The 20990-nt window shown below is 46.8% G+C and carries 18 protein-coding genes and 1 pseudogene; 10 read left to right on the top strand and 9 right to left on the bottom strand.

Going from position 1 to position 20990, the window contains the following annotated elements; all coding sequences use genetic code 11:
• Positions 1–153: 153 nt before the first annotated feature.
• Together fbp and ppa are read left to right on the top strand one after the other, a co-directional pair.
• On the top strand, positions 154–1167 hold the full coding sequence (gene fbp / locus KHN79_RS01530; RefSeq protein WP_182009725.1) for a class 1 fructose-bisphosphatase: 1014 nt from the start codon (positions 154–156) through the stop codon (positions 1165–1167).
• 109 nt (positions 1168–1276) lie between these two features.
• On the top strand, positions 1277–1807 hold the full coding sequence (gene ppa, locus KHN79_RS01525) for an inorganic diphosphatase (protein WP_182009726.1): 531 nt from the start codon (positions 1277–1279) through the stop codon (positions 1805–1807).
• Positions 1808–1961: 154 nt separating this feature from the next.
• Here ppa and KHN79_RS01520 read toward each other — a convergent pair whose 3' ends face one another.
• From KHN79_RS01520 to KHN79_RS01510, 3 genes and pseudogenes are all read right to left on the bottom strand, one after another.
• Complete coding sequence (locus tag KHN79_RS01520) at positions 1962–2309, bottom strand: gamma-glutamylcyclotransferase (RefSeq protein ID WP_182009727.1); 348 nt, start codon at positions 2307–2309, stop codon at positions 1962–1964.
• Positions 2310–2345: 36 nt separating this feature from the next.
• The gene (locus KHN79_RS01515) at positions 2346–6116 is read right to left on the bottom strand and encodes a translocation/assembly module TamB domain-containing protein (RefSeq protein ID WP_182009728.1); all 3771 of its coding nucleotides are present in this window, start codon (positions 6114–6116) and stop codon (positions 2346–2348) included.
• Positions 6113–7827, bottom strand: a pseudogene (locus tag KHN79_RS01510) (autotransporter assembly complex family protein). Before KHN79_RS01510 ends, KHN79_RS01515 begins: the two are co-directional and overlap by 4 nt.
• Positions 7828–7994: 167 nt before the next feature.
• Between KHN79_RS01510 and msrA the strand changes: the two are divergent.
• The gene (msrA, locus tag KHN79_RS01505) at positions 7995–8633 is read left to right on the top strand and encodes a peptide-methionine (S)-S-oxide reductase MsrA (RefSeq protein WP_182009730.1); all 639 of its coding nucleotides are present in this window, start codon (positions 7995–7997) and stop codon (positions 8631–8633) included.
• Between the two features lie 72 nt (positions 8634–8705).
• On the opposite strand, the gene KHN79_RS01500 is transcribed toward msrA, so the two are convergent.
• Positions 8706–8909 carry a DUF1107 domain-containing protein gene (locus KHN79_RS01500; RefSeq protein WP_182009731.1) on the bottom strand — a complete coding sequence of 68 codons (204 nt, stop codon included), beginning with the start codon at positions 8907–8909 and terminating at the stop codon, positions 8706–8708.
• Between the two features lie 304 nt (positions 8910–9213).
• Here KHN79_RS01500 and KHN79_RS01495 point away from each other — a divergent pair, with 304 nt between their 5' ends.
• The 7 genes from KHN79_RS01495 (at position 9214) to KHN79_RS01465 (ending at position 14860) form a co-directional block, all read left to right on the top strand.
• Complete coding sequence (locus KHN79_RS01495; RefSeq protein WP_182009732.1) at positions 9214–9765, top strand: YtfJ family protein; 552 nt, start codon at positions 9214–9216, stop codon at positions 9763–9765.
• Between the two features lie 169 nt (positions 9766–9934).
• A complete protein-coding gene (locus tag KHN79_RS01490) occupies positions 9935–10237 on the top strand; it encodes a DUF2607 family protein (RefSeq protein WP_182009733.1) in 303 nt (100 codons plus the stop codon).
• Between the two features lie 94 nt (positions 10238–10331).
• Positions 10332–10994: a DUF2796 domain-containing protein gene (locus tag KHN79_RS01485; protein WP_182009734.1), complete on the top strand. Its 663-nt coding sequence runs from the start codon at positions 10332–10334 to the stop codon at positions 10992–10994.
• A 50-nt stretch (positions 10995–11044) separates the two neighbouring features.
• The gene (locus KHN79_RS01480) at positions 11045–11773 is read left to right on the top strand and encodes an ABC transporter ATP-binding protein (RefSeq protein WP_182009735.1); all 729 of its coding nucleotides are present in this window, start codon (positions 11045–11047) and stop codon (positions 11771–11773) included.
• A complete protein-coding gene (locus tag KHN79_RS01475; RefSeq protein ID WP_182009736.1) occupies positions 11770–13029 on the top strand; it encodes an ABC transporter permease in 1260 nt (419 codons plus the stop codon). Before KHN79_RS01480 ends, KHN79_RS01475 begins: the two co-directional genes overlap by 4 nt.
• Before the next feature lie 4 nt (positions 13030–13033).
• A complete protein-coding gene (locus KHN79_RS01470; RefSeq protein ID WP_182009737.1) occupies positions 13034–13531 on the top strand; it encodes a DUF3299 domain-containing protein in 498 nt (165 codons plus the stop codon).
• Between the two features lie 423 nt (positions 13532–13954).
• A complete protein-coding gene (locus KHN79_RS01465; protein WP_182009738.1) occupies positions 13955–14860 on the top strand; it encodes a TIGR03899 family protein in 906 nt (301 codons plus the stop codon).
• 90 nt (positions 14861–14950) lie between these two features.
• Here the strand turns inward: KHN79_RS01465 and cysC are convergent, their stop codons facing one another.
• The 5 genes from cysC to cobA all read right to left on the bottom strand — a co-directional run bounded on the left by cysC (position 14951) and on the right by cobA (position 20807).
• Positions 14951–15568, bottom strand: a complete 618-nt coding sequence (cysC, locus tag KHN79_RS01460; protein ID WP_182009739.1) for an adenylyl-sulfate kinase — start codon at positions 15566–15568, stop codon at positions 14951–14953.
• Positions 15569–15592: 24 nt separating this feature from the next.
• A complete protein-coding gene (locus KHN79_RS01455) occupies positions 15593–17317 on the bottom strand; it encodes an SLC13 family permease (RefSeq protein WP_182009740.1) in 1725 nt (574 codons plus the stop codon).
• 198 nt (positions 17318–17515) lie between these two features.
• Positions 17516–18946, bottom strand: coding sequence for a sulfate adenylyltransferase subunit CysN (cysN, locus tag KHN79_RS01450; RefSeq protein WP_182009741.1), 1431 nt, complete (start codon positions 18944–18946; stop codon positions 17516–17518).
• An 18-nt stretch (positions 18947–18964) separates the two neighbouring features.
• Positions 18965–19873 carry a sulfate adenylyltransferase subunit CysD gene (gene cysD / locus KHN79_RS01445; RefSeq protein WP_182009742.1) on the bottom strand — a complete coding sequence of 303 codons (909 nt, stop codon included), beginning with the start codon at positions 19871–19873 and terminating at the stop codon, positions 18965–18967.
• A gap of 58 nt (positions 19874–19931) precedes the next feature.
• Positions 19932–20807 carry a uroporphyrinogen-III C-methyltransferase gene (cobA, locus tag KHN79_RS01440; protein ID WP_182009743.1) on the bottom strand — a complete coding sequence of 292 codons (876 nt, stop codon included), beginning with the start codon at positions 20805–20807 and terminating at the stop codon, positions 19932–19934.
• Positions 20808–20990: the final 183 nt, after the last annotated feature.

The following is a 20990-nucleotide window of genomic DNA, read 5'->3' as shown; positions in this document are numbered from 1 at the left end:
CCAGACAAATAAATTGAGATCTCAGGCGGTTAGTTTATTACCATTAAAAAGATCTTCGACATAAAATTACGTTTAGCGCAAACGTTTAACATCCATAAAGAGATGCACTCTTTGCGCAACACCCCCAACAAAATGAAAATGTAAGGATTGACCATGTCAGGATTACGCACCCTAGGCGAATTCATTGTCGAAAAACAAGCGGACTTCCCCCACGCTAGTGGTGATCTCTCATCTCTTTTAGCTTCGATTCGTTTAGCTGCTAAAATCGTTAACCGCGAAATTAATGCTGCTGGCCTTGGTGATATTACTGGTGCTGTGGGCACGGAAAATGTCCAGGGCGAAGCTCAGCAAAAACTCGATGTTTATGCGAACGACAAATTTAAAGCGGCACTTGAGGCTCGCGATCAGGTTTGTGGTGTAGCCAGCGAAGAAGAAGATGAAGCAGTTGCGTTCAACAAAGAACTCAGCCAAAACGCCAAGTATGTTGTATTAATGGATCCACTGGACGGGTCTTCTAATATCGACGTAAACGTCTCTGTCGGTACGATTTTCTCAATCTACCGTCGTGTGTCTCCGATTGGTACTCCAGCGACAGAAGAAGATTTCCTTCAGCCTGGTCATAAACAAGTCGCCGCTGGTTATGTAATTTACGGCTCCTCTACTATGTTGGTTTACACCACTGGTAACGGTGTTAACGGTTTTACCTACGATCCTTCTATCGGCAGCTTCTGTCTGTCACATGAAAACATGATGATCCCGGAAGATGGCCAAATCTACTCAATCAACGAAGGTAACTACATCCGCTTCCCACTGGGTGTGAAAAAGTACATCAAGTACTGCCAAGAGAATGAGCCTTCAGATGGTCGTCCGTACACCTCCCGCTATATCGGTTCTCTGGTTGCAGATTTCCACCGCAACCTGCTTAAAGGCGGTATCTACCTTTACCCAAGCACACAAAGCCATCCGCAAGGCAAGCTTCGCCTGCTTTACGAGTGCAACCCGATGGCATTCCTGATCGAACAGGCCGGCGGTATTGCCTCTGATGGTGTTAACCGCATCATGGACATCGTACCGACTGAACTACACCAGCGTGTACCTTTCTTTGTTGGTTCGAAAAACATGGTACGCAAGGTTGAAGAGTTCCTTGAACTGAATCGCGACGAATAATTTCAGACCTTTGTCCAACGCGGCAGGTGTTTACCTGCCGCGTTTTTGTCGCTAAAGTGAGTTGCGAATCAATCGTAATTACTCATCCTCACTGAAAAGGAAGTTTCAAATGAGCCTAAACCACGTACCAGCAGGTAAATCTCTGCCTGAAGATATCTATGTCGTTATCGAAATCCCTGCTAACGCAGACCCTATTAAATACGAAGTAGATAAAGACTCTGGTGCTGTATTTGTCGACCGTTTCATGTCTGCGCCAATGTTCTACCCGTGTAACTATGGCTACGTGAACCATACGCTGTCTCTTGATGGAGACCCGGTTGACGTACTTGTTCCGACGCCTTACCCGCTGATGCCGGGTTCCGTTATCCGTTGTCGCCCTGTCGGCGTACTGAAAATGACGGATGAGTCTGGTGAGGATGCAAAAGTTGTGGCGGTCCCTCACTCTAAAATCTCTAAAGAGTATGAGCACATCCAGGATGTCGGTGACATCCCTGAGTTACTGAAAGCGCAAATTACCCATTTCTTTGAGCGTTACAAAGAACTGGAAACAGGTAAATGGGTGAAGGTTGATGGCTGGGCAGACGTTGAAGCTGCTAAAGCTGAAATCCTCGAATCTTACGAGCGTGCACAAAACAAATAAGCAAGCTGACTTCCACAAAAAAGAGCTGCAACAATGCAGCTCTTTTTTTACCCGAATTTTTACCCGAACTCCGGATTCGATTAACTCGGTGTTCGGTAAGCAAAATACGACTAACGTCGTAGCCGGAGAAAACGACCGGGCTCGCAGAGGTTAGTTATACTCTTTGACACCAATCCCCGGAGCCTATCTCTTCTGTCAGTTGCTCCGTATCCTGATAAATATAAATCCAGGCCTCTCCAAAGGGCGTACTGATGCTCTCTCGGCGGTACTCAACGGGTACATCTTCCAGTATGTCCAGTGCGGCAAGCGTATCGTCATCAATCATGTACACTTCACCCTGCACGGATTGCTGACCTTCAGAGACTCCCGGGTAGGGCCCCAGATCATACAACGTGAACTGAGCATCACTTTCATGGAGGCCGAGGAACTGCGCCGAGCTCAAATAGTGATGATTGTATTCGCCCTGACGCAAAGTCCCGTATACAAACACTAGATGCTGCATAACCACTCCTTAGCTTATGAATTACGCTCTTGCGCTTTAATCGAACTCAAATTGATAGAGTAGGTCAACTGCGCTGTCTACACCAGAAACGGCTTCTAAATATAGATCCTGCATTAAGCGGTAACGAACCGTAAACTCACCCAGAGAGTTGAAGATACCCACACCATATTTGACCTGCAGACCAGGCAGTATGTAACCACTTACCGTCACCTGAGAATCGTCTCCCGAACCAGCCGTATCGAGCTGCAAGTCCTGAACACCAAAGGCTTCACCAATTTCACCAACCACACGGCCACTTTTCGCCAGACTGATACCGATCAAAGCGGTTGTCATAGCGTCCCCGCTGGATTCTGCATCAATATCCTGGCCACGTAACAGATAAGAAAGCGCATTCGCCTGAGGCATCGCGGGATCCGAGAAAATCGCCATACTTGGGTCAGATGCAGGGCCGGTAACTCGCACCCCAGCCGTCACGTCATCCTGAGTGTTGTCAGGATTACGAATCGCCTTAATAGAAACATACGGCTGGTCCGCTGGGCCACTCATGATGATCTTACCTTCATCAATCACCAGATCCTGACCAAAGGAACGGTAGGAACCGTCAACAATGTTAACTTCACCAACAATATAAGGCCCTTTATCGCGCTGACTGACTTTGAGATTACCCCGCAATCCGCCCTCCAGACCAAACGCAGACAGTTGGAAATCGTTACCGATCTTAATGTTGATATCAGTTTCAACGTTAAATGGTACCGCCACCGTATCGTCTATTGGCTGCATGTTTTCATCGAGAATCACCAGATCACTCGAAACACCAACTGCACTTGGTGGTAACTCTTCTACGACAATTCGTGCCCATGGCAGGTTAATGTCTCCCTGCACTTTAGCGAGTTTTGGGGTTACCTCGATCGTCATATCAGGTTCAACTTTGATTTTCACCATTGGTGGTATATCAACTTTGAGTTCTTTGGCGAACACCCGCGCATTGGAGTGCCAGTTTTGTAAGTCCTGCCAGTCCGCGTCGCCCGTGATTTCTAGTTTTCCATCAGGGGTGATGATGCCTGCATTTAAGTCGGCCTGATGACCTTTAAAGTTAATCGCCACCTGACCGGAGTTGATATCAATTGGTGTAACCTCACCCTGCAGTTTAATTTGGTCAATCAGGAACTGACCGTTTATCCGCGGATGCATGACATCGCCGGACAGAGCCAGATCAGTTGTCATGCTTGCCTTGAACAAACTGTACTCGCCAATCAATGGGGCAAGGAAGTCCAGATGGAGCGTTGAAAGTGATACAGTACCTGCAATCTCAGGGGATTCTGAAGACACATTAACCAACGATACATTACCGGAAAGATCACCGTTGTCCGCCACATCAATAAGCCACTGTGCATCCAGCTTATCTTTGGCGAGAGCCGCTTTCAGGCTGACACTTTCCCAGCCGACCGTTATCGGCTGTCCCAATGTCTGCTCTGCCTGACCTTTTGGCATTTCAACATCCAGCGTCACTTGCGGCTTAATGTCCGGAGCCCACTTTGCAACAGCCAGTGCACTCACGGAACCTTGCAGCTTAGTCTCTGGCGGTAACAGATCTTTGATTTGGCTGAAATCAAAATTGTTGACTACGACCTTCGCCTCGCCACTTTTACCGACACTGATGTCTTCAGACAGACACACACTTGATTGCGCCTGTACCCAGCAATGCGCCTGAACATCGGCAATCTGCTTATCGACATTAACCTTCACAGCCGTTGATTTTTGCAGAGCCCAGTCACCCTGAGGAGTTTCAAGTGACAGACGAGTCAGAGCCCCTTCCCAGATCATTTGCGGCTTTTGTTCTAGTGAGCCCAGAATTTCCAGGCTGGCTGAAGCAATATCCGAGACAGCATCCAGAGTCAGCTGATGCCGTTTCTCATCCCCTGACAGTTCGAGATCAACACTGTCAATATTCATACTGTCGTAGACAATATTGTTCGCGACCAGACTGACATCGGCTTTCGGCGCAGGCAGTGCTGAAATATCGCCTTTCAGGGTGACCGTTTCTACCTTGGCCAGCTTCTGCCAGTTCAGCTTGTTTAACGCTAAATCTAACTTTATGTCCGGCTCTTTCAAGCTACCACGCACGGCGACATTACCGTTCATATTACCGCTAAGTTCAGGCACTGTTTTCGCAAAATCGGGGAAGTTAACCTCAACATCTACCAAAATTTGATTATCTATCTCACCTTTGGCGTTTAACTGGTTAGGCCCATGTGCAAGAACTAATCCTTGCGTCGTCAGCTTGATATCCTCAGCTTTACCGCTCTTATCTGAAGCTTCCAGCTGACCTTTCATTTTAAGCGGATAACCGCGTAATACACCGTCAATATCCAGCGTAGGAAGGCTGACCTGCCAACCACCTTGGTCGGTTAATGAGCCAGAGGTGGACAAGCTACCACTGATGTCCCCTTCTGCTTCAGGCCACTGCAAACCAGGCTGAATATGTTGCAGGTTAAGATCGGCTTGCCAGTTAACTGGTGCTGCCCAGTTCGCCATCACCTTACCGGACAGCTCACCACCCAGGGTTTTGATAATCAGACTGTCCAGATCGATTTGCTCAAGCGTCCCTTTACCGTTTAGAGTCACATCGACATCCGGAATCTCCTTACCGGATGCTTTGGTCTCAAGGGTAACGTCATAACCATCAAGAGAGCCTTTCGCAGCCAGACCTGGAACCGAAACCTGATAATCACTTTCTCCGTGAAGCGGCCACTGCGCTTCTGCATTCTGAATGGTGACATCAAATGGCAGCTGAGCTTTAAGTGGCTGAACTTTACCTCGGATCTCGCCTTTAGCCAGTTCTGAAAGCGTTGCTTCAAGCGATAAATCACCGACAGAACCCGAAGCTGATAGCGACAGCTTCTGTCCTTTAACATCCTCTTGTTTGACTAGCGCATCCAGTTGCGCCTTGATCGGATAGTCAGCAGAAAGGGTTACTTGTGTACTCAATGTAGCCTCGGCTTCAGGCATATCAAGTTCAAGCGTATTCACATCAACAAGTTCACCTCCTGCCCGTGCAACCAGACCGAGATGATGCACAATGACAGGTGTCTCACCAGCTAACCTGAAGTTGTTAATATCAAAGCGCTCAACATCCATCGTGAGAGGAATCCAGACTTCAGGCAAAACAATATCCTGAGCAGCAGTCTCCTCAGGTTTTACTATCTCAGTTTTGGCTGGCTCTGATTCCGCCTCACTCTCGGCTAAAGCAACATTGATTTCTTCTAACACAGTCGGTTTAATCACCAGCTGATCATCCTGCATCGATAACGCTGTCGAAAACTGCTGCCAATCAATTTGGTTATCTAATATGTTGAGGTGAATGTCGTTGAAACTGACGTTATCGATAAAAATTGGTACCGGCGTGCTGACAGAACGCAGTGGTGCTGTCTCCTCTTCCAGCTCTTCACTTGCAGGTGGGAGTTCCGGCATCTGGAAATTAACGCCTTGCAGAGCCAGTTCATCTACACAGACTTTAGGCTCAAAGAAACATCGGAAGCTGATCGCCAGAGCCAAACGTTCAACCCTTGCATCAATGTTCAGGGCTTCGTCAACAAAACTGACGTCGTGCATTGAGAAGCCAGGGAACAGTGCCCCCTGAATTGTCCCAACTCGTAATTGTGGCAGCGCTTTTTCTGCGCCCCATACCGCCAGCTTCAAACCAGGATGAGTAAACATCACGGTCGACACTAAAATGACGAGCAACAGCAGAAGACCAGCTAAGCCCAACAACAGCCATTTGGTCCACTTAAACATCATTTTCATCATAATTCAGGCCCCAAAGAGAAGTGGATGCGGAACTCGTTCTTATCAGGCTCATCCAATCCCCATGCAAAGTCGAAGCTGACCGGACCGACAGGAGAAGCCCAGCGAATACCAACCCCGGTACCCGCTTTCAATTCAGGGGTATCATTAAACGCATCACCCATGTCGTAAAAGGCTGCGCCCCACCAGTTTCCGGTAATGCGATACTGGTACTCAAGTGTGCTGCTCAGGATGTATTTCGCCCCCGTTAACGCGCCACTTTCATCAACGGGAGAAATAGATTCGTAACCATAACCGCGAATGTTGTTATCACCACCAGCAAAGAAACGCAGAGACGGAGAGAGCTTTTCAAACTCTTCCGAGATATTGGCGCCCCCTTCAAGGCGGAACAACCCCCTATGATTCTCGCCGACACTGCGAATCCAGGACGTTCTTCCTAACACACGCAGCACTCTGGTTGCAGATAGCACAGCCGGATCGCCGTACTCCACCGTAACGGTTTGCTTATCGCCCCACATAGGCATAGCGCCGCCGCGAATACGGGTACGTGAGAAGGTAGCTCCCGGTAGTAAGAATTGCAGGCCATCTTCCTGTAGACCCTGAGAGAAGTTTTCGTAAAGATGACGCACATACACCGTCTTATGCCAGCCATTATCCTCTAACCAATGGCGCTCTACGGCCAGATTAGACTCTAAGCTCTGTGTATCGCGGTTATCCAGATTCTTCAAACCAAACTGAAGCTGGTAGTACTCGTGCAGAACATCATCCAGCGGGATTTTATAACCCGCGGTGATGGTTTGCTCTGGCTGAGAAAGAGAGAATGCGGTATCGAGGCTGTGCCCCCGGGCACTGATCCACGGTTTTTTCCATTTCAGGGTACCGCGCACACCAGTGTCAGTAGAATAACCGATACCGGTTTCGATCTGGTTTTCGCTGCCGGAGCCAAAGAGACCTTCACTGGTAATTCCCGCCCAACCTCAAGTTGGCTCAAATCAGGCTCAACAAAAACGGATGAGAACCAATCCGTGTTAGAAAGGTTTTGGTTATATTCACCCACACTCGACACTAAGTAAGGTTCGCCCGTCTTAAAGGGACTCATTGAAGCGACACGCTCTTCCCAGATCTGACTGCCGGTAATAGTAAGCGAGCCAAAGTGATAACGAATACCACTGTCATAATGCAAACGAATATTCGCTTCATTAAGTGCCGGAATAACCTCCAGGCGATTGAGCTGATAATCCCCTTTGAAATAACCACGCTGTAATGCTAGGTTGCGTATCCCTGATTTAAGGCTGTCGTACTCCCCCTGGTTGAGGGTCCGGCCAACTTTTAAAGGCGATGCGGCGATCAAATTCGAGAACTCTTCATCCTCTTTAGCTTCACCAGTGATCACGACATCCATCACCTTGACTTTAACCGGTGAGCCTTTTTCGATATTAATGATCAGCTCATCGTTATTTTCAGTAACAGTGTATGAAATTTCGGCATGATAATACCCAAGCGCATTGAGCGCTTCAGTGATACTTTCGTCCAATCGCGCCTGAAAACGCAATGAAGTCGAAATGTCATCATCAGGAATTGAGGACAGGTAAGCTTTGACATTATCTTCCAGCGCACCGTCAATGCCTTGTAGCTTCATAGAGACTTTGGCAGAGGCGTTATAGGGAAAAGAAAATAAGCCAACAACAATGATCGGGAGAGCTTTTTTTATCATGCGTTTTAGCTGAGTATGATGAAGTAAACAAGAATAATGATAGCGCCAATTCCGCGCTAAGTCTGTAATATTAATGGCTTTAGCACGGTCTTTGTCATTACACTAACAGATAAAAACGAACTGGGAAAAGTTCGCAAACTTAAGACACATTTAGAAGGACAGATAGCATGCTCGACAAACAGACATTAATCAGTATAGAAGATGCCCTACCGGGCAGAGAGCAGCCGATGCAGATTGAAGATGTTCATTTCGTTAATCAATCAAGTCTGACTGCACCACTGCAACCTCACCAGCAGCAAATTCTGTTGGGTATGGGCTGTTTCTGGGGAGCGGAACGCCTGTTTTGGCAGCTTGAGGGGGTCGACTCAACTTCGGTTGGCTACTCAGGCGGATATACAAAAAACCCGACTTATGAAGAAGTATGTACCGGAGCAACTGGTCATGCGGAAGTCGTGAGAGTGGTATTCGATGAACGCAAGATTTCTCTGGAGCAGCTGTTGGCAGCATACTGGGAAAAGCATGATCCGACTCAGGGTATGCGTCAGGGTAATGACCTTGGTACTCAGTATCGTTCTGTGATTTATACCTATTCTGCGCAGCAACAGGAGATCGCAGAACAATCGAAGCAGCAGTATCAGCAAGCCTTGCAAGAAGAGCAGCGTGCTAGCATCACCACTGAAATACAATCAGCAGGGCCGTACTACTTTGCAGAAACCTACCACCAGCAATATCTGGCTAAAACCCCTGAAGGTTACTGTGGTCTGGGCGGTACTGGTGTTTGCTTCCCACCAAGCTTACAAGGCTAAAAGACAAGTGATATAACGAAAAAGAGCGACCATGGTCGCTCTTACTGTCTGTCTCTTAATCCACTATTTCGTTTACTTAACCTGTAACGTGGTAATCGCCTGATTCACTTCTCTATATACGGTAAGCCTTTTTTGATCTTTGACATCAGGAAGCAGAACCTTGCCATTATCAAAATAGAAACTGCCAATCCCTGCGATGAAGAACTGACCTTTAAATAGTGTCTTAACAAAACGAGCCACCTGGAGTGGCCGATACACTGCGAATTCACGTAACATCTTTAACCTCAATTCCTTTGAGCAAATACAGATTGTCTATCCCTAACAATCTTGTTGCATAATTTGCGATCGACTTCATTCTAGCAAATCCTAATCACAACGCAATATTACACGGCCCAATACGTTAAATAAATGTTAACAAAATATATAAATTTATTAGTGGTGCTAATATACTGGCTACGCCCGAATGAGTTGAAAATAAACATTTTGAGGTTATTTGGGTATAAACTACGCCAATCTTGCTTTACCAAGTGCCTCTACGTACTTGAACATAAGCCTCTACACTTGTACGGACTATAATAATATGAAAACTAAGACTCTCCTCTCTGTTGTACTCTCAATGACCCCAGGCCTAGCGCTCGCGCATAATCTCTCTGTGGGAGAAAGCGTTCCTGACGTAAAAGTCGCTGCGTACGGTGAAATTGTTATGCAGGATAAAAGTGTTGCCTACCAACCATGGGCAACACAGCACATGCTGGGAAAAACACGTGTGATTCAGGCGATTGCCGGACGCAGCAGTGCGAAAGAAATGAATGCTCCCCTTATGTCAGCTATCACTGCGGCTAAGTTCCCTGAAGACAGTTACCAGACTACGACGATAATCAACCAGGATGACTCGATTTGGGGAACCGGTTCATTTGTTAAATCGTCAGCACAAGACAGCAAGCAGGAGTTTCCCTGGTCATCAATGGTACTGGACAAAAATGGTGTAGTGGCAAGTAACTGGGCGCTGCAGGAAGAGAGCTCTGCAATCATAGTCCAAGATAAACAAGGCAAGGTCTTGTTCATCAAAGAAGGCTCGCTGACTACAGATGAAATCGATCAGGTTATCAGTCTAATCCAGCAAAATATCTAGGATCTGTCATTGTCCGCTCCTTGTTCCACTGGACAAGGAGCATTTTCAGCGCCTCTAGTCGTAAGCTCTTATTCCATCAGAGATAAATTATTCGGCATTAATAAAAGAATGAACTTTTAACGATACTTGGTGTTATATTATAACACTCAGTCTCATTTCAGGTTTTAAGATGCACTACCGCTGGCAAGCAACCACAACTCATTGGCGTCGCACTGTTGTCTTAATCAGTGTTGCACTACTGATCGCGTGGAACTTTGCCACCATAGACCACCAGCTCGATCTAAACCCTGAACACCACAACCACCATTGCCAGATGTTTGCCGGAGCTCACCACGGTCTGGTTAAGGCTCTGCCAGCACTGTCCACTCCGCCTTATCAGCATGTAACCATTTCCGATGTCATTGAAAAGCAGTTCAGTGCGAAAAAGATCCGTTACACAGCCCGGGCCCCTCCTGTTTTTGCTAACAGTTAAAAACTCCTCATACTAGTAAAAACGAGTTGCTGATAACCAATTGATTAAACTCAGCAACCAGACCAAAGAATTACGCAAAATCAGGAAAATAATCATGCCATCTAAACACGCTCTCGCTCTTGTTATCGGCCTATCTCTAACATCAGCGGCTAACGCAGAAGAATACCGTCAACACGACGCTCATGTTCACGGCCACGTAGAGTTTAACATCGCTCAGGACGGCAAGGATTTGTTAGTTGAAATCACTGCTCCGGGAGCTGACGTAGTAGGCTTTGAGCACGCGCCAGAGAACTCAGAACAAGAGCAAGCGCTGAAGCAAGCCGTTGCTGCTCTGAAAGATAGCGGTAGGCTGTTCACTATCAACCAGCAGGCAAAATGTGTGATTGAAGACGTTCACGTCGCTCATACGCTGGAGCAAGATGGACACGACGGTCATGATGACCACGACAAACATGACCACGAAGATCATGATGAGCATGCTCACGATGACCACCACGATCATGACGCTCATGATCATGACGACCATGAAGGTCACGAACATGAAGAGCATAACCATGACAGTGAACATAATAGTCATGGAGAGTTCAGTGCTCAATACCGCTTCCACTGTGACGCAGTATCTAAACTTAGCAGCATCGATACCACTTGGTTTAAGCAGTTCCCAGCGACTGAGTCAGTCAGTGTTAACTTATTCACTGACACCACTCAGTCAGCAACCAAGTTGAACAAAGGCAATACAAAAATCGTGATTAAGTAACCCACTCGGCGTGTAAGTGCCCACTTACACGCCATTTTCCGGTAATTATTATGACTGAATCTGCGTCAAACGTTGTTGAGCTGAATAACGCCCGGTTTGTCTGGCCTGGCTCGGAAAACGCAACCATCAATATCCCACAGTTACATATTGCACAAGGTGAGCATGTTTTTATCAAAGGGCCTAGTGGTTGTGGTAAATCGACACTTCTCGGTCTGCTCACTGGCATTAATACCCTGACTTCGGGGTCACTCTCTGTACTGGAAACAGATATCGCAAAGTTACGAGCAAGCCAGAGAGATAAATTTCGTGCCGATCATATTGGCTATATCTTCCAGCAATTCAATTTGTTGCCATATTTAAATGTGATCGAAAATGTCCTGATCCCGTGCCAGTTCAGTGCCGTTCGCAGAAACCGTGTTGCGCCTGGTGCATCTGCTTCCCTGCTGGAAGAGCAAGCAGCGACGCTACTCGAGCGCTTGCACCTGCCAAGAGAACTGCACGATAAGCCTGTTTCAGAGCTGAGTATTGGCCAGCAACAACGGGTTGCCGCAGCCCGGGCACTGATCGGCCAGCCTGAACTGGTCATTGCCGACGAGCCCACATCCGCCTTAGATCATGATAACCGCACAGCCTTTATTGAACTGCTGATGGAACAAGCGAACCAAGCCAACGCCACTCTGGTTTTCGTCAGCCATGATCCGACACTCGAAGCTTTGTTTGACCGAACGCTTAATCTGCCTGAGTTAAATCAGGTTCAAAACCTAGGAGACGCATCATGAGTGCCGTAGTAAAGCTCGCCTGGAAAAGCCTGATGAACCGCAAAGCGACCGCACTGCTTACCGTTCTGACAGTGGCAATCTCTGTGGTTTTACTGCTCGGTGTCGAACGTATTCGGACCCAGGCCAAAGACAGCTTTGCCAATACAATATCTGGTACCGACTTAATCATCGGCGGACGCTCAGGTCAGGTCAATTTATTGCTCTATTCAGTATTCAGAATCGGCAATGCTACCAACAATATTGACTGGAAAAGCTATCAGGAATTCGCAAACCACCGCACCGTAGACTGGGCAATTCCCATTTCACTGGGAGACTCGCACAAAGGCTTTCGTGTAATGGGCACAAACCACAGCTACTTCGAGCATTATAAATACGGGAGTAAGCAAGCACTAACTTTAATTGAAGGCAAGGAATTCAATGGGTTATTTGAAACGGTTCTTGGCTCTGACGTAGCCAAACAGCTCGGATACCAAATCGGCAGCGAAATCATCATTGCCCACGGCATCAGCGACGTTGGTTTTAGCCGACATGATAACTTGCCATTTAAGGTCGTTGGTATCCTTGCGCCTACAGGCACACCGGTAGATAAGACCGTCCACGTTTCGCTTGAAGCGATAGAAGCTATCCATATCGGATGGGAAAGTGGTGCCCGTTTAGGTCCGACACCAAACGCGGATGAGATTAAAACCAGAGCGTTCCAGCCAAAGCAGATCACCGCGATGTTGGTCGGTTTGAAATCTCGTATTCAGACATTTGCTCTGCAAAGACAAATCAATACTTATCCCAAAGAACCATTGAGTGCCATCATGCCAGGTGTTGCGCTGCATGAGTTATGGGGCATGATGTCTGTTGCTGAACAAGCTTTGATGGCCGTATCAGGGTTTGTCGTTGTCGCCGGATTACTCGGAATGCTAAGCAGCCTGCTGACCAGCCTGCAGGAGCGCCGCCGCGAGATGGCGATTCTAAGAGCGATGGGAGCAAGGCCGAAACATGTGTTCTCTTTACTCATCAGTGAAGCCAGTTTGCTTACATTTGCCGGTATTTTTGTTGGCGTAGCGGGCTTGTATTCCATTCTTGCTCTATTGCAACCTATCATCCAACAAAGCTATGGTATACACCTTACATTAACGACATTGTCGCCATATGAATGGATGCTGCTTGGCTTTATACAATGTGCAGGTATTGTGATTGGCTTCATTCCGGCATTTCGCGCTTACCGACAATCACTCAGTGACGGAATGACAATAAGGATATAGAAAAATGTGGAAAAAAATACTCGCTGGCTGCTTGCTGATGATTTCATTCACTGTTCCTGTGATGGCCAGTGAAGAACCGCTAGCGCTCGACTGGATTGACCTAGTGCCTGAGTCAGAACGGAAAATGTTCGACAGTGTCGGCATGCCTGCCTCGTCAGAACATAGTGGTGGAGCAGCCCAACAATCTACAATCGGCGGGGTACGGACCGAGCTGAATGGAAGTCTGGTAAAAATACCGGGGTTCGTGATACCTCTGGAAGGCGACTCTAATACCGTGACTGAGTTTTTATTGGTACCGTATTTTGGTGCTTGTATTCACGTGCCACCGCCGCCACCGAATCAAATTATCTATGTGAAATTTCCCGAAGGCGCACCCGTACAGGAGCTTTGGGATGTGGTCTACGTTGTAGGTAAGCTAAAGACAGAGGTCATCAGTCATGAGTTAGCGCAAACGGCTTACATGATAGAAGGTACCAAGCTGGAAACTTACGACGATATGTAGTTTTTCATCGTCAGCAACGGGAAAGTATATTTGAGGCGTCACTTAGGCGCCTTTTTCATACCTGAAGATATACCAATCAGAATTAAGTGAGTGAGTAACTACTAATTTAGATTGGTATTACATTATGTAGCGAGACAGATACGCTAATACACCGACATATAGCGCGAAGAGAAACGCTATCGACAAGTGCTTCTTAAATTTGCTTTCTTGTGAGAACTTCATCGCCCCTCCAAAGTAACGATAACAATTTTAACAATTCATTATCATTTTGGATAGCGTTATTTGATCAAATTCTGACTCTAGGTCTCTGGTCGATAGAATTAATACGGTGTAAATTACGGTTATATCAATTCCAGCCATTAACTGAACATCAAATTACTGGTATTGGTATAGCGCTAACCGCAGCCCCCGGTAGGAACATAAATGGCAGAATCAGAAAAGCAACCTGTAGTCATCGAGCACCAGCCCAACTCAAAGCAAAACCGTCATCACGACAATAAAAGCAGCTATATCAAAGATAGTGCCAGCCGCATTCAGAGCATCGCTCAGATCTATGGACTCGATGCTTTGCTGCAAACTGAACCACCCGCTAAATCCACATTAGAACGAGCACAGCTGCGTGAACAACGACGTCAGGAACAGCGCCAGAAAAACCTCGAACAAGTGTTAAAACTGGCACACAGTTCATGCAGAGATGAAGCTGCTGGTGAACCAGATCAGGACTGGCTTTACCGCTTTTTTGAAATGGCGCAGGATATTCACAACCGCTCCATGCAAAAGCTTTGGGCGCAGGTACTGAAACGTGAGGTCACCAACCCCGGCTCCACTTCCATGAAAGCACTCAAAGTTCTTAAAGATATGTCTCCGAAAGAAGCGCAAACTTTACAAAGAGCGGCCTCCCTCGCTTGTAGTTTTGGCAGCGACGGAAGCCGTAAACTATTGATTGGATACAAAGCGCACAATGGAATTTTCAGCTTCGGAAAAAGAGATACTACAAGTAACTTAAATATGGGCTCTTTTCAGCTCCCTTACTCCAGCTTACTAGTACTGATTGAATTAGGTTTACTCCACAGCAGCGAACTGGAGTCGGGAGAAATCAGCGTAGAAACGCCGCTGGCTCTTGCCTATCAAGGTAAAAGCCTGGCACTGCACGTCAACACTAAAGGAGTGAGACTGCTTTATTACCGGTTTACCCCGACTGGTAATGAGCTGTGTAAGCTGCTGGGTAACAAACCGAATTCAGAGTACTACGATCAAATTTTATTGATTTTAAATCAGAAGTTTAATGTACACTCGGAAGCAAATACCAGCGTCAGTCATACCGTTTAGTTCAGGTTAAATAGCTTTAGGTCACCTATGATCCAAAAGCTCTTTAACCTGCTCAATGAGCTTTAGACCACCTGTGATCTAAAAAGTATGTCAGCTGATCACGCCACGCTGTTTCAGATCTTTGATACACAGTTCTACCAGTTCATCGACGCTTTTCTCGCCTGCAGGCAAATCAATTTCCGGGGTTTCAGGTGCCTGATATTCGGAGTCAATACCGGTGAAATTAGGGATTTCGCCCGCACGAGCTTTGCGGTACAAACCTTTAGGGTCGCGACCTTCGCAAACTTCCAGAGAAGCATTCACGAACACTTCAATAAATTCGCCTTCTGGTAATAAATCGCGAACCAGTTGACGCTCAGCACGATGAGGGGAGATAAACGCAGAAAGCACAATCAGGCCAGCATCTGCCATCAGTTTAGCCAGCTCTCCGATACGGCGGATATTTTCACGACGATCCTGCTCAGAGAAGCCTAAGTCACTGCACAAACCATGGCGGACATTATCACCATCAAGTAGGTAAGTGTGGTAACCCAGTTCAGCAAGACGATTTTCTAATGCACCGGCTACCGTTGACTTACCCGCACCAGATAACCCTGTGAACCACAATACGGCTGGCTTTTGTTTTTTTAAATCAGCGCGAAACTGTTTATCGACCGAATGCTGATGCCAAACAATATTTTCATCTTTTACCTGAGTATCGGCAGTCATAACGTATCCTTGTAAAAATCGGTATTAAAACGGGAAGAAGACCGGGATCAGTGTCAGTACCAAAACGGAATACACAATAGAAATCGGTACACCTATACGTACATAATCGGTCAGTTTGTAATTACCTACACTGTATACCAACAAATTGGTTTGGTACCCGTAGGGAGAAATAAAACTTGCACTTGCGCCAAACAGTACCGCCATAATAAATGGCATAGGGTCGACGCCGTACCCTACCGCCATACTATAGCCGATAGGAAATGCGAGTGCAGCGGCGGCGTTATTGGTCACTAGTTCTGTTAACACCAGCGTCATGATATAAGTTGCCACCAGTGCACCAAATACGCCCCAGCCGTTAAAAGCTTGGATAAACATCTCCCCCATTCTGATCGACAAACCGGAAGAGATCATCAGCTGAGCGATGGATAATGCCGATCCTACAATCACCACTATATCAATCGGGAAACGGCGGCGCAGCTCAGAAACCTGTACAATACCAAATGCAATAAGCGCAATAATGTATACCGCTAACCCCTTAATGATCGGGACAAGTTCCAGCAACGCACAGCCAATCACGGCGGAAAAGCCAAGTAATACTATAGAAGATTTGTGCGCATCTAGTCGGGCGCTGGAGTCCAGATCGTGCACTAAAACAAACTCTTTACGGTGCGCGCGGCGCTCAGACTCGAATCGCTTTCCCGGAACCAGAACTAAGGTATCACCAGGCGCCAGAGTAATGCTCCCGAGTCCTCCTTCTAACCGCTCATGCCCACGGCGAATCGCGACGACGACTGCGTCAAAACGGTCACGGAAACGGCTCTCTTTAAGTGTTTTGTGGCAAAAAGTAGCAGAGGAGCTGACCACAACTTCAATAAAGCTCTGGCCGTTCAGATGCTGATGGCCAAACAGAGTCAATCCCGGAATCTCTTGCAGGGTTGCCACACTTTCTACATCACCACAAAACAGTAAGCGGTCTTTGGCTTTCAAGACAAAATCAGGCCCCACCGACGAGACTGTTACTCCATCGCGAACCACTTCTGCCAGGAACAGTTTGCGTAGTGCGCGTAAGTTATTCTCGCTGACCGTACGTCCAACCAACGGCGACCCCGGCTCTACACGAGATTCGAGAAAATAAGGTAAATCTTCCTGGCCCTGATCATCATACTCCGGAAGCAAATAGCTCAGTGGGATCAGAATCAGCAATCCGCCCACCAGCACAGCTAAACCTATCAGTGTCGGGGTAAAAAAGTTAAGGCTCGGCAAGCCTGCATCTTCAACAAAACTGTTAATAATTAAGTTAGTTGAGGTGCCAATCAGCGTCAATGTGCCACCAAAAATCGCCGCATAGGAGAGTGGGATCAATAGCTTTGATGGTGCATGTTGCTGATTACGCTTGATCGCTCCTATCAGAGAAACCACCACAGCAGTGTTATTGGTAAATGAAGAGAGTAATGCTGTAGACAAACCTAACTTAGCGACAACACTACCGAGATGACCTTTTGAAATACTTCGGCTTACCCAACTGATAAGCAGCGTTTTTTCCAGCGCACATGAAGCAAGAATCAGCAATACAAGAGTTAGTAGTGAAGAGTTGGTAAAGTTGGCAGCAATAGTCGTTAGATCAATCATTCCTGCCATAAATGCAATGAAGGCAGCGCTGGCAAATATGGTGCCTGGCTTAATTTTGGTGACAAGCAAACAAGTAATAATGCCAAGCAGAATCGCTAATACAAATCCTTGTTCCCACATAGCCTTTCCTTACCAAAGAACCCATTCAGGGCCAAACAAGCCGCGACACAACAATATTGTGCAGCGCGACAAAACAGTAACTAATACAGAGTAATGCAAGCGAAAAAGAACGCCAGAATGCTCAGCGTTCACCGAGACATTCTGGTTTCAGGGGAAAACTGCCTGACTGCATCTTTATCACTCAGTCAGGCAAGCCAGTTACTTCTTAAGTAATTGGCTTAGGTCTTTTGCTTCCCAGTGCGGGAAGTGCTTACGAACCAGCGCGTTCAGCTCTAATTCAAATGCTGAGATGTCAGCCACACCGCGTTCGACAGCCGTAAGACTTTCTTTCACCATACCCGCACCAACGGTAACGTTAGTCAGACGGTCAATAATGATAAAGCCACCGGTATCAGCGCAGTCCTGGTAATTATCCAGCGCAACAGATTCGTTCAGCGACCACTCACACAAGCCGATACCATTCAGTGGCAACTCGGCCGCACTGTGTGTAGACAGGTTGTTAATGTCATACTGATGACGAATTGCCTCAACGTGACCAACTGTTTTCTTGCCCGCAATCTTGATATCGTAATCACGACCCGGTTGCAGTGGCTGCTCCGTCATCCACACTACATCTGCCAGAAGATGGTTGGTAGTTTCTACCTGAGCGTTGTCGAGAACGATTAAATCACCACGACTGATATCGATTTCGTCTTGCAGTGTCAGAGTGACAGCAAGTCCTGCCTGTGCCTCTTCAATGTCACCGTCAAAAGTAACGATTCTCGCCACAGTTGAAGTCTTACCTGATGGAAGTGCTTTAATCGCATCTCCTACCTTTACAGAGCCTGATGAAATCGTGCCTGCAAATCCGCGGAAATCGAGATTAGGACGGTTTACATACTGCACAGGGAAACGGAACTCACCGCTGCCTTTCTCCTGGTCAACATCAACATTTTCAAGCAGCTCAAGCAGTGACGGGCCCTCAAACCAGCTCAGGTTTTGTCCCTTGTCGACAACGTTATCACCTTCAAGCGCTGAAATCGGAATGATCTGGATATTGATGTCACCGGTCAGGTTTTCTGCGAACTCAATGTAGGCCTCGCGGATCTCTTCAAAACGCTCTTGCGAATAATCCACCAGATCCATTTTGTTGATTGCGACAACAAAATGCTTCAACCCTAAAAGGTTTGAAATGAATGAGTGACGACGAGTCTGATCAAGAATACCTTTACGTGCATCCACCAGGATCACAGCCAGATCACACGTCGAAGCACCCGTCGCCATATTACGTGTGTACTGCTCGTGCCCCGGAGTATCAGCAATGATGAACTTACGCTTCTGTGTAGAGAAGTAACGGTAAGCCACATCGATGGTGATGCCCTGTTCGCGCTCTGCCTGCAAACCATCAACGAGTAGAGCCAAATCTGGTTTCTCACCAGTTGTACCTACACGCTGACTGTCTGAATGTACTGCCGCCAGCTGATCTTCATAAATTTGTTTTGAGTCATGGAGTAAGCGACCAATAAGCGTACTCTTACCATCGTCCACAGAACCACAAGTCAGGAATCTGAGCAGAGATTTGTACTGATGTTGTGTTAAATAGCCTTCGATACCAAGCTCGGCTAATTGAGCTTCAACTGCACTGTTCATTATCTTTCCTTAGATCCTTTAGAAGTAACCTTGACGTTTTTTCAGTTCCATCGATCCTGATTGATCGTGGTCGATCGCCCTGCCCTGACGCTCACTCGATGTTGCCACCAGCATCTCTTCGATAATGCCCGTCAACGTATTGGCTTCTGATTCGATCGCACCGGTTAACGGGTAGCAACCTAGGGTACGAAAACGTACGCTCTTCTCTTCAACGACTTCATGAGGCTGAATTTCCATACGGTCATCATCCACCATGATCAGCATGCCATCACGTTCAACGACAGGTCGTTTATCAGCAAGGTAAAGTGGCACAATCTCGATGTTTTCCAAGTAGATGTACTGCCAGATGTCAAGCTCAGTCCAGTTTGATAATGGGAACACTCGAATGCTCTCACCTTTATTGACCTGGCCGTTGTATGTTTTCCACAGTTCAGGACGCTGGTTTTTCGGATCCCAGGTATGGTTTTTATCGCGGAATGAATACACACGCTCTTTCGCACGTGATTTTTCTTCATCACGACGCGCGCCGCCAAAAGCCGCATCAAAACCGTATTTATTCAGAGCTTGTTTCAGTCCCTGGGTCTTCATGATATCAGTGTGCTTTGACGAACCATGAACGAACGGGCTACAACCCATCGCAATACCTTCCGGGTTCTTGTGCACTAAAAGCTCAAAACCGTATTTTTCTGCAGTACGGTCACGGAACTCAATCATCTCGCGGAATTTCCAATCCGTATCTACATGTAGCAGCGGGAATGGGATCTTACCCGGGTAAAAAGCTTTGCGTGCCAGATGCAGCATGACTGATGAGTCTTTACCAATCGAATACATCATGACTGGGTTATCAAACTCGGCCGCAACTTCACGGATGATATGAATACTCTCCGCTTCGAGTTGTTTAAGATGAGTTAAACGTTGTTGATCCATGTTTTGTATTTCCTTTTAAGCTTGAAGGCGCTTTATATCTCTAATCTTTAATTTGAAATTATATGGAGTTGGCAATAGCACTTTTGTTGAATTCAGTACTAGATAAGAACCAGTCTAATTTTTGAGATAACCGAACAACTTCTCCAACTACGATCAAAGAAGGAGATTGAGCTTCCTTCGACAAATCAGATAGTTGCGACAACTTTCCGATAAATACTTTTTGTTGTATTTGCGTACCACGTTCAATAATGGCAATCGGTGTGGATTCAGATCGTCCATGTTGAATAAGCTGATTCTGAATATAGTGTGATTTCATTAATCCCATGTAGATCACTAAGGTCTGATTGCCACGGGCCAGGGTAGACCAATCCATCTCGTCACTTTCTTCTTTCAGGTGTCCGGTAACAAAAATGGCCGATTGAGCATAATCACGATGCGTCAGAGGAATGCCGGCATAAGCCGTCGCTCCTGCTGCAGCGGTAATACCGGGAACTACCTGAAAACGGATTCCGGCATCTGCCAGAACTTCAAGTTCTTCTCCACCACGACCAAAGACAAAAGGATCACCGCCCTTGATTCTCACCACCCGGTAGCCTTGCTTGGCAAAATCCACCAATAGCTGATTGGTTTTTTCTTGCGGTACGCTGTGGTGCCCTGCACGCTTGCCGACACAAACCAAGATCGTATCGCTTGGTACTAATGCCATAATCTCTTCCGAGACCAGGTAGTCATACAAAATAACATCCGCCTGCTGTAAGCAGTTCAGTGCTTTCACGGTAAGAAGCTCAGGATCGCCAGGGCCGGCACCAACGAGCGCGACTTCGCCGGGCTGCAGTGAACGCTTTGCAAAACGTGTAGTCCCGGATACTTGGTTATCAGAAACCAAGCGCGGTTTTTTTAAGGGAAAAGAGGTAACTGAATCGGTCACTGCCATGTGTTTGCTCGTCATCCATAGATATCGGTATTCGTGCATTATGGCGGCGCGTTTATATTACCTGAAATTCTAAAATTTCATTTTTTATTCAAAAATCTGCTAAGAAGTTTTTCTTTGGTCTCATTCAAAATCGTGAAAGAGTCGGCGTTTAATATGAAAATGGTTCAGTAAAATGCTTTTACT

The organism is Vibrio sp. B1FLJ16, assembly GCF_905175385.1.
In the GTDB taxonomy this organism is placed as follows: domain Bacteria; phylum Pseudomonadota; class Gammaproteobacteria; order Enterobacterales; family Vibrionaceae; genus Vibrio.
The sequence above is the reverse complement of the archived record's forward strand: the minus strand, read 5'-3'. Positions and strand labels throughout refer to the sequence as shown.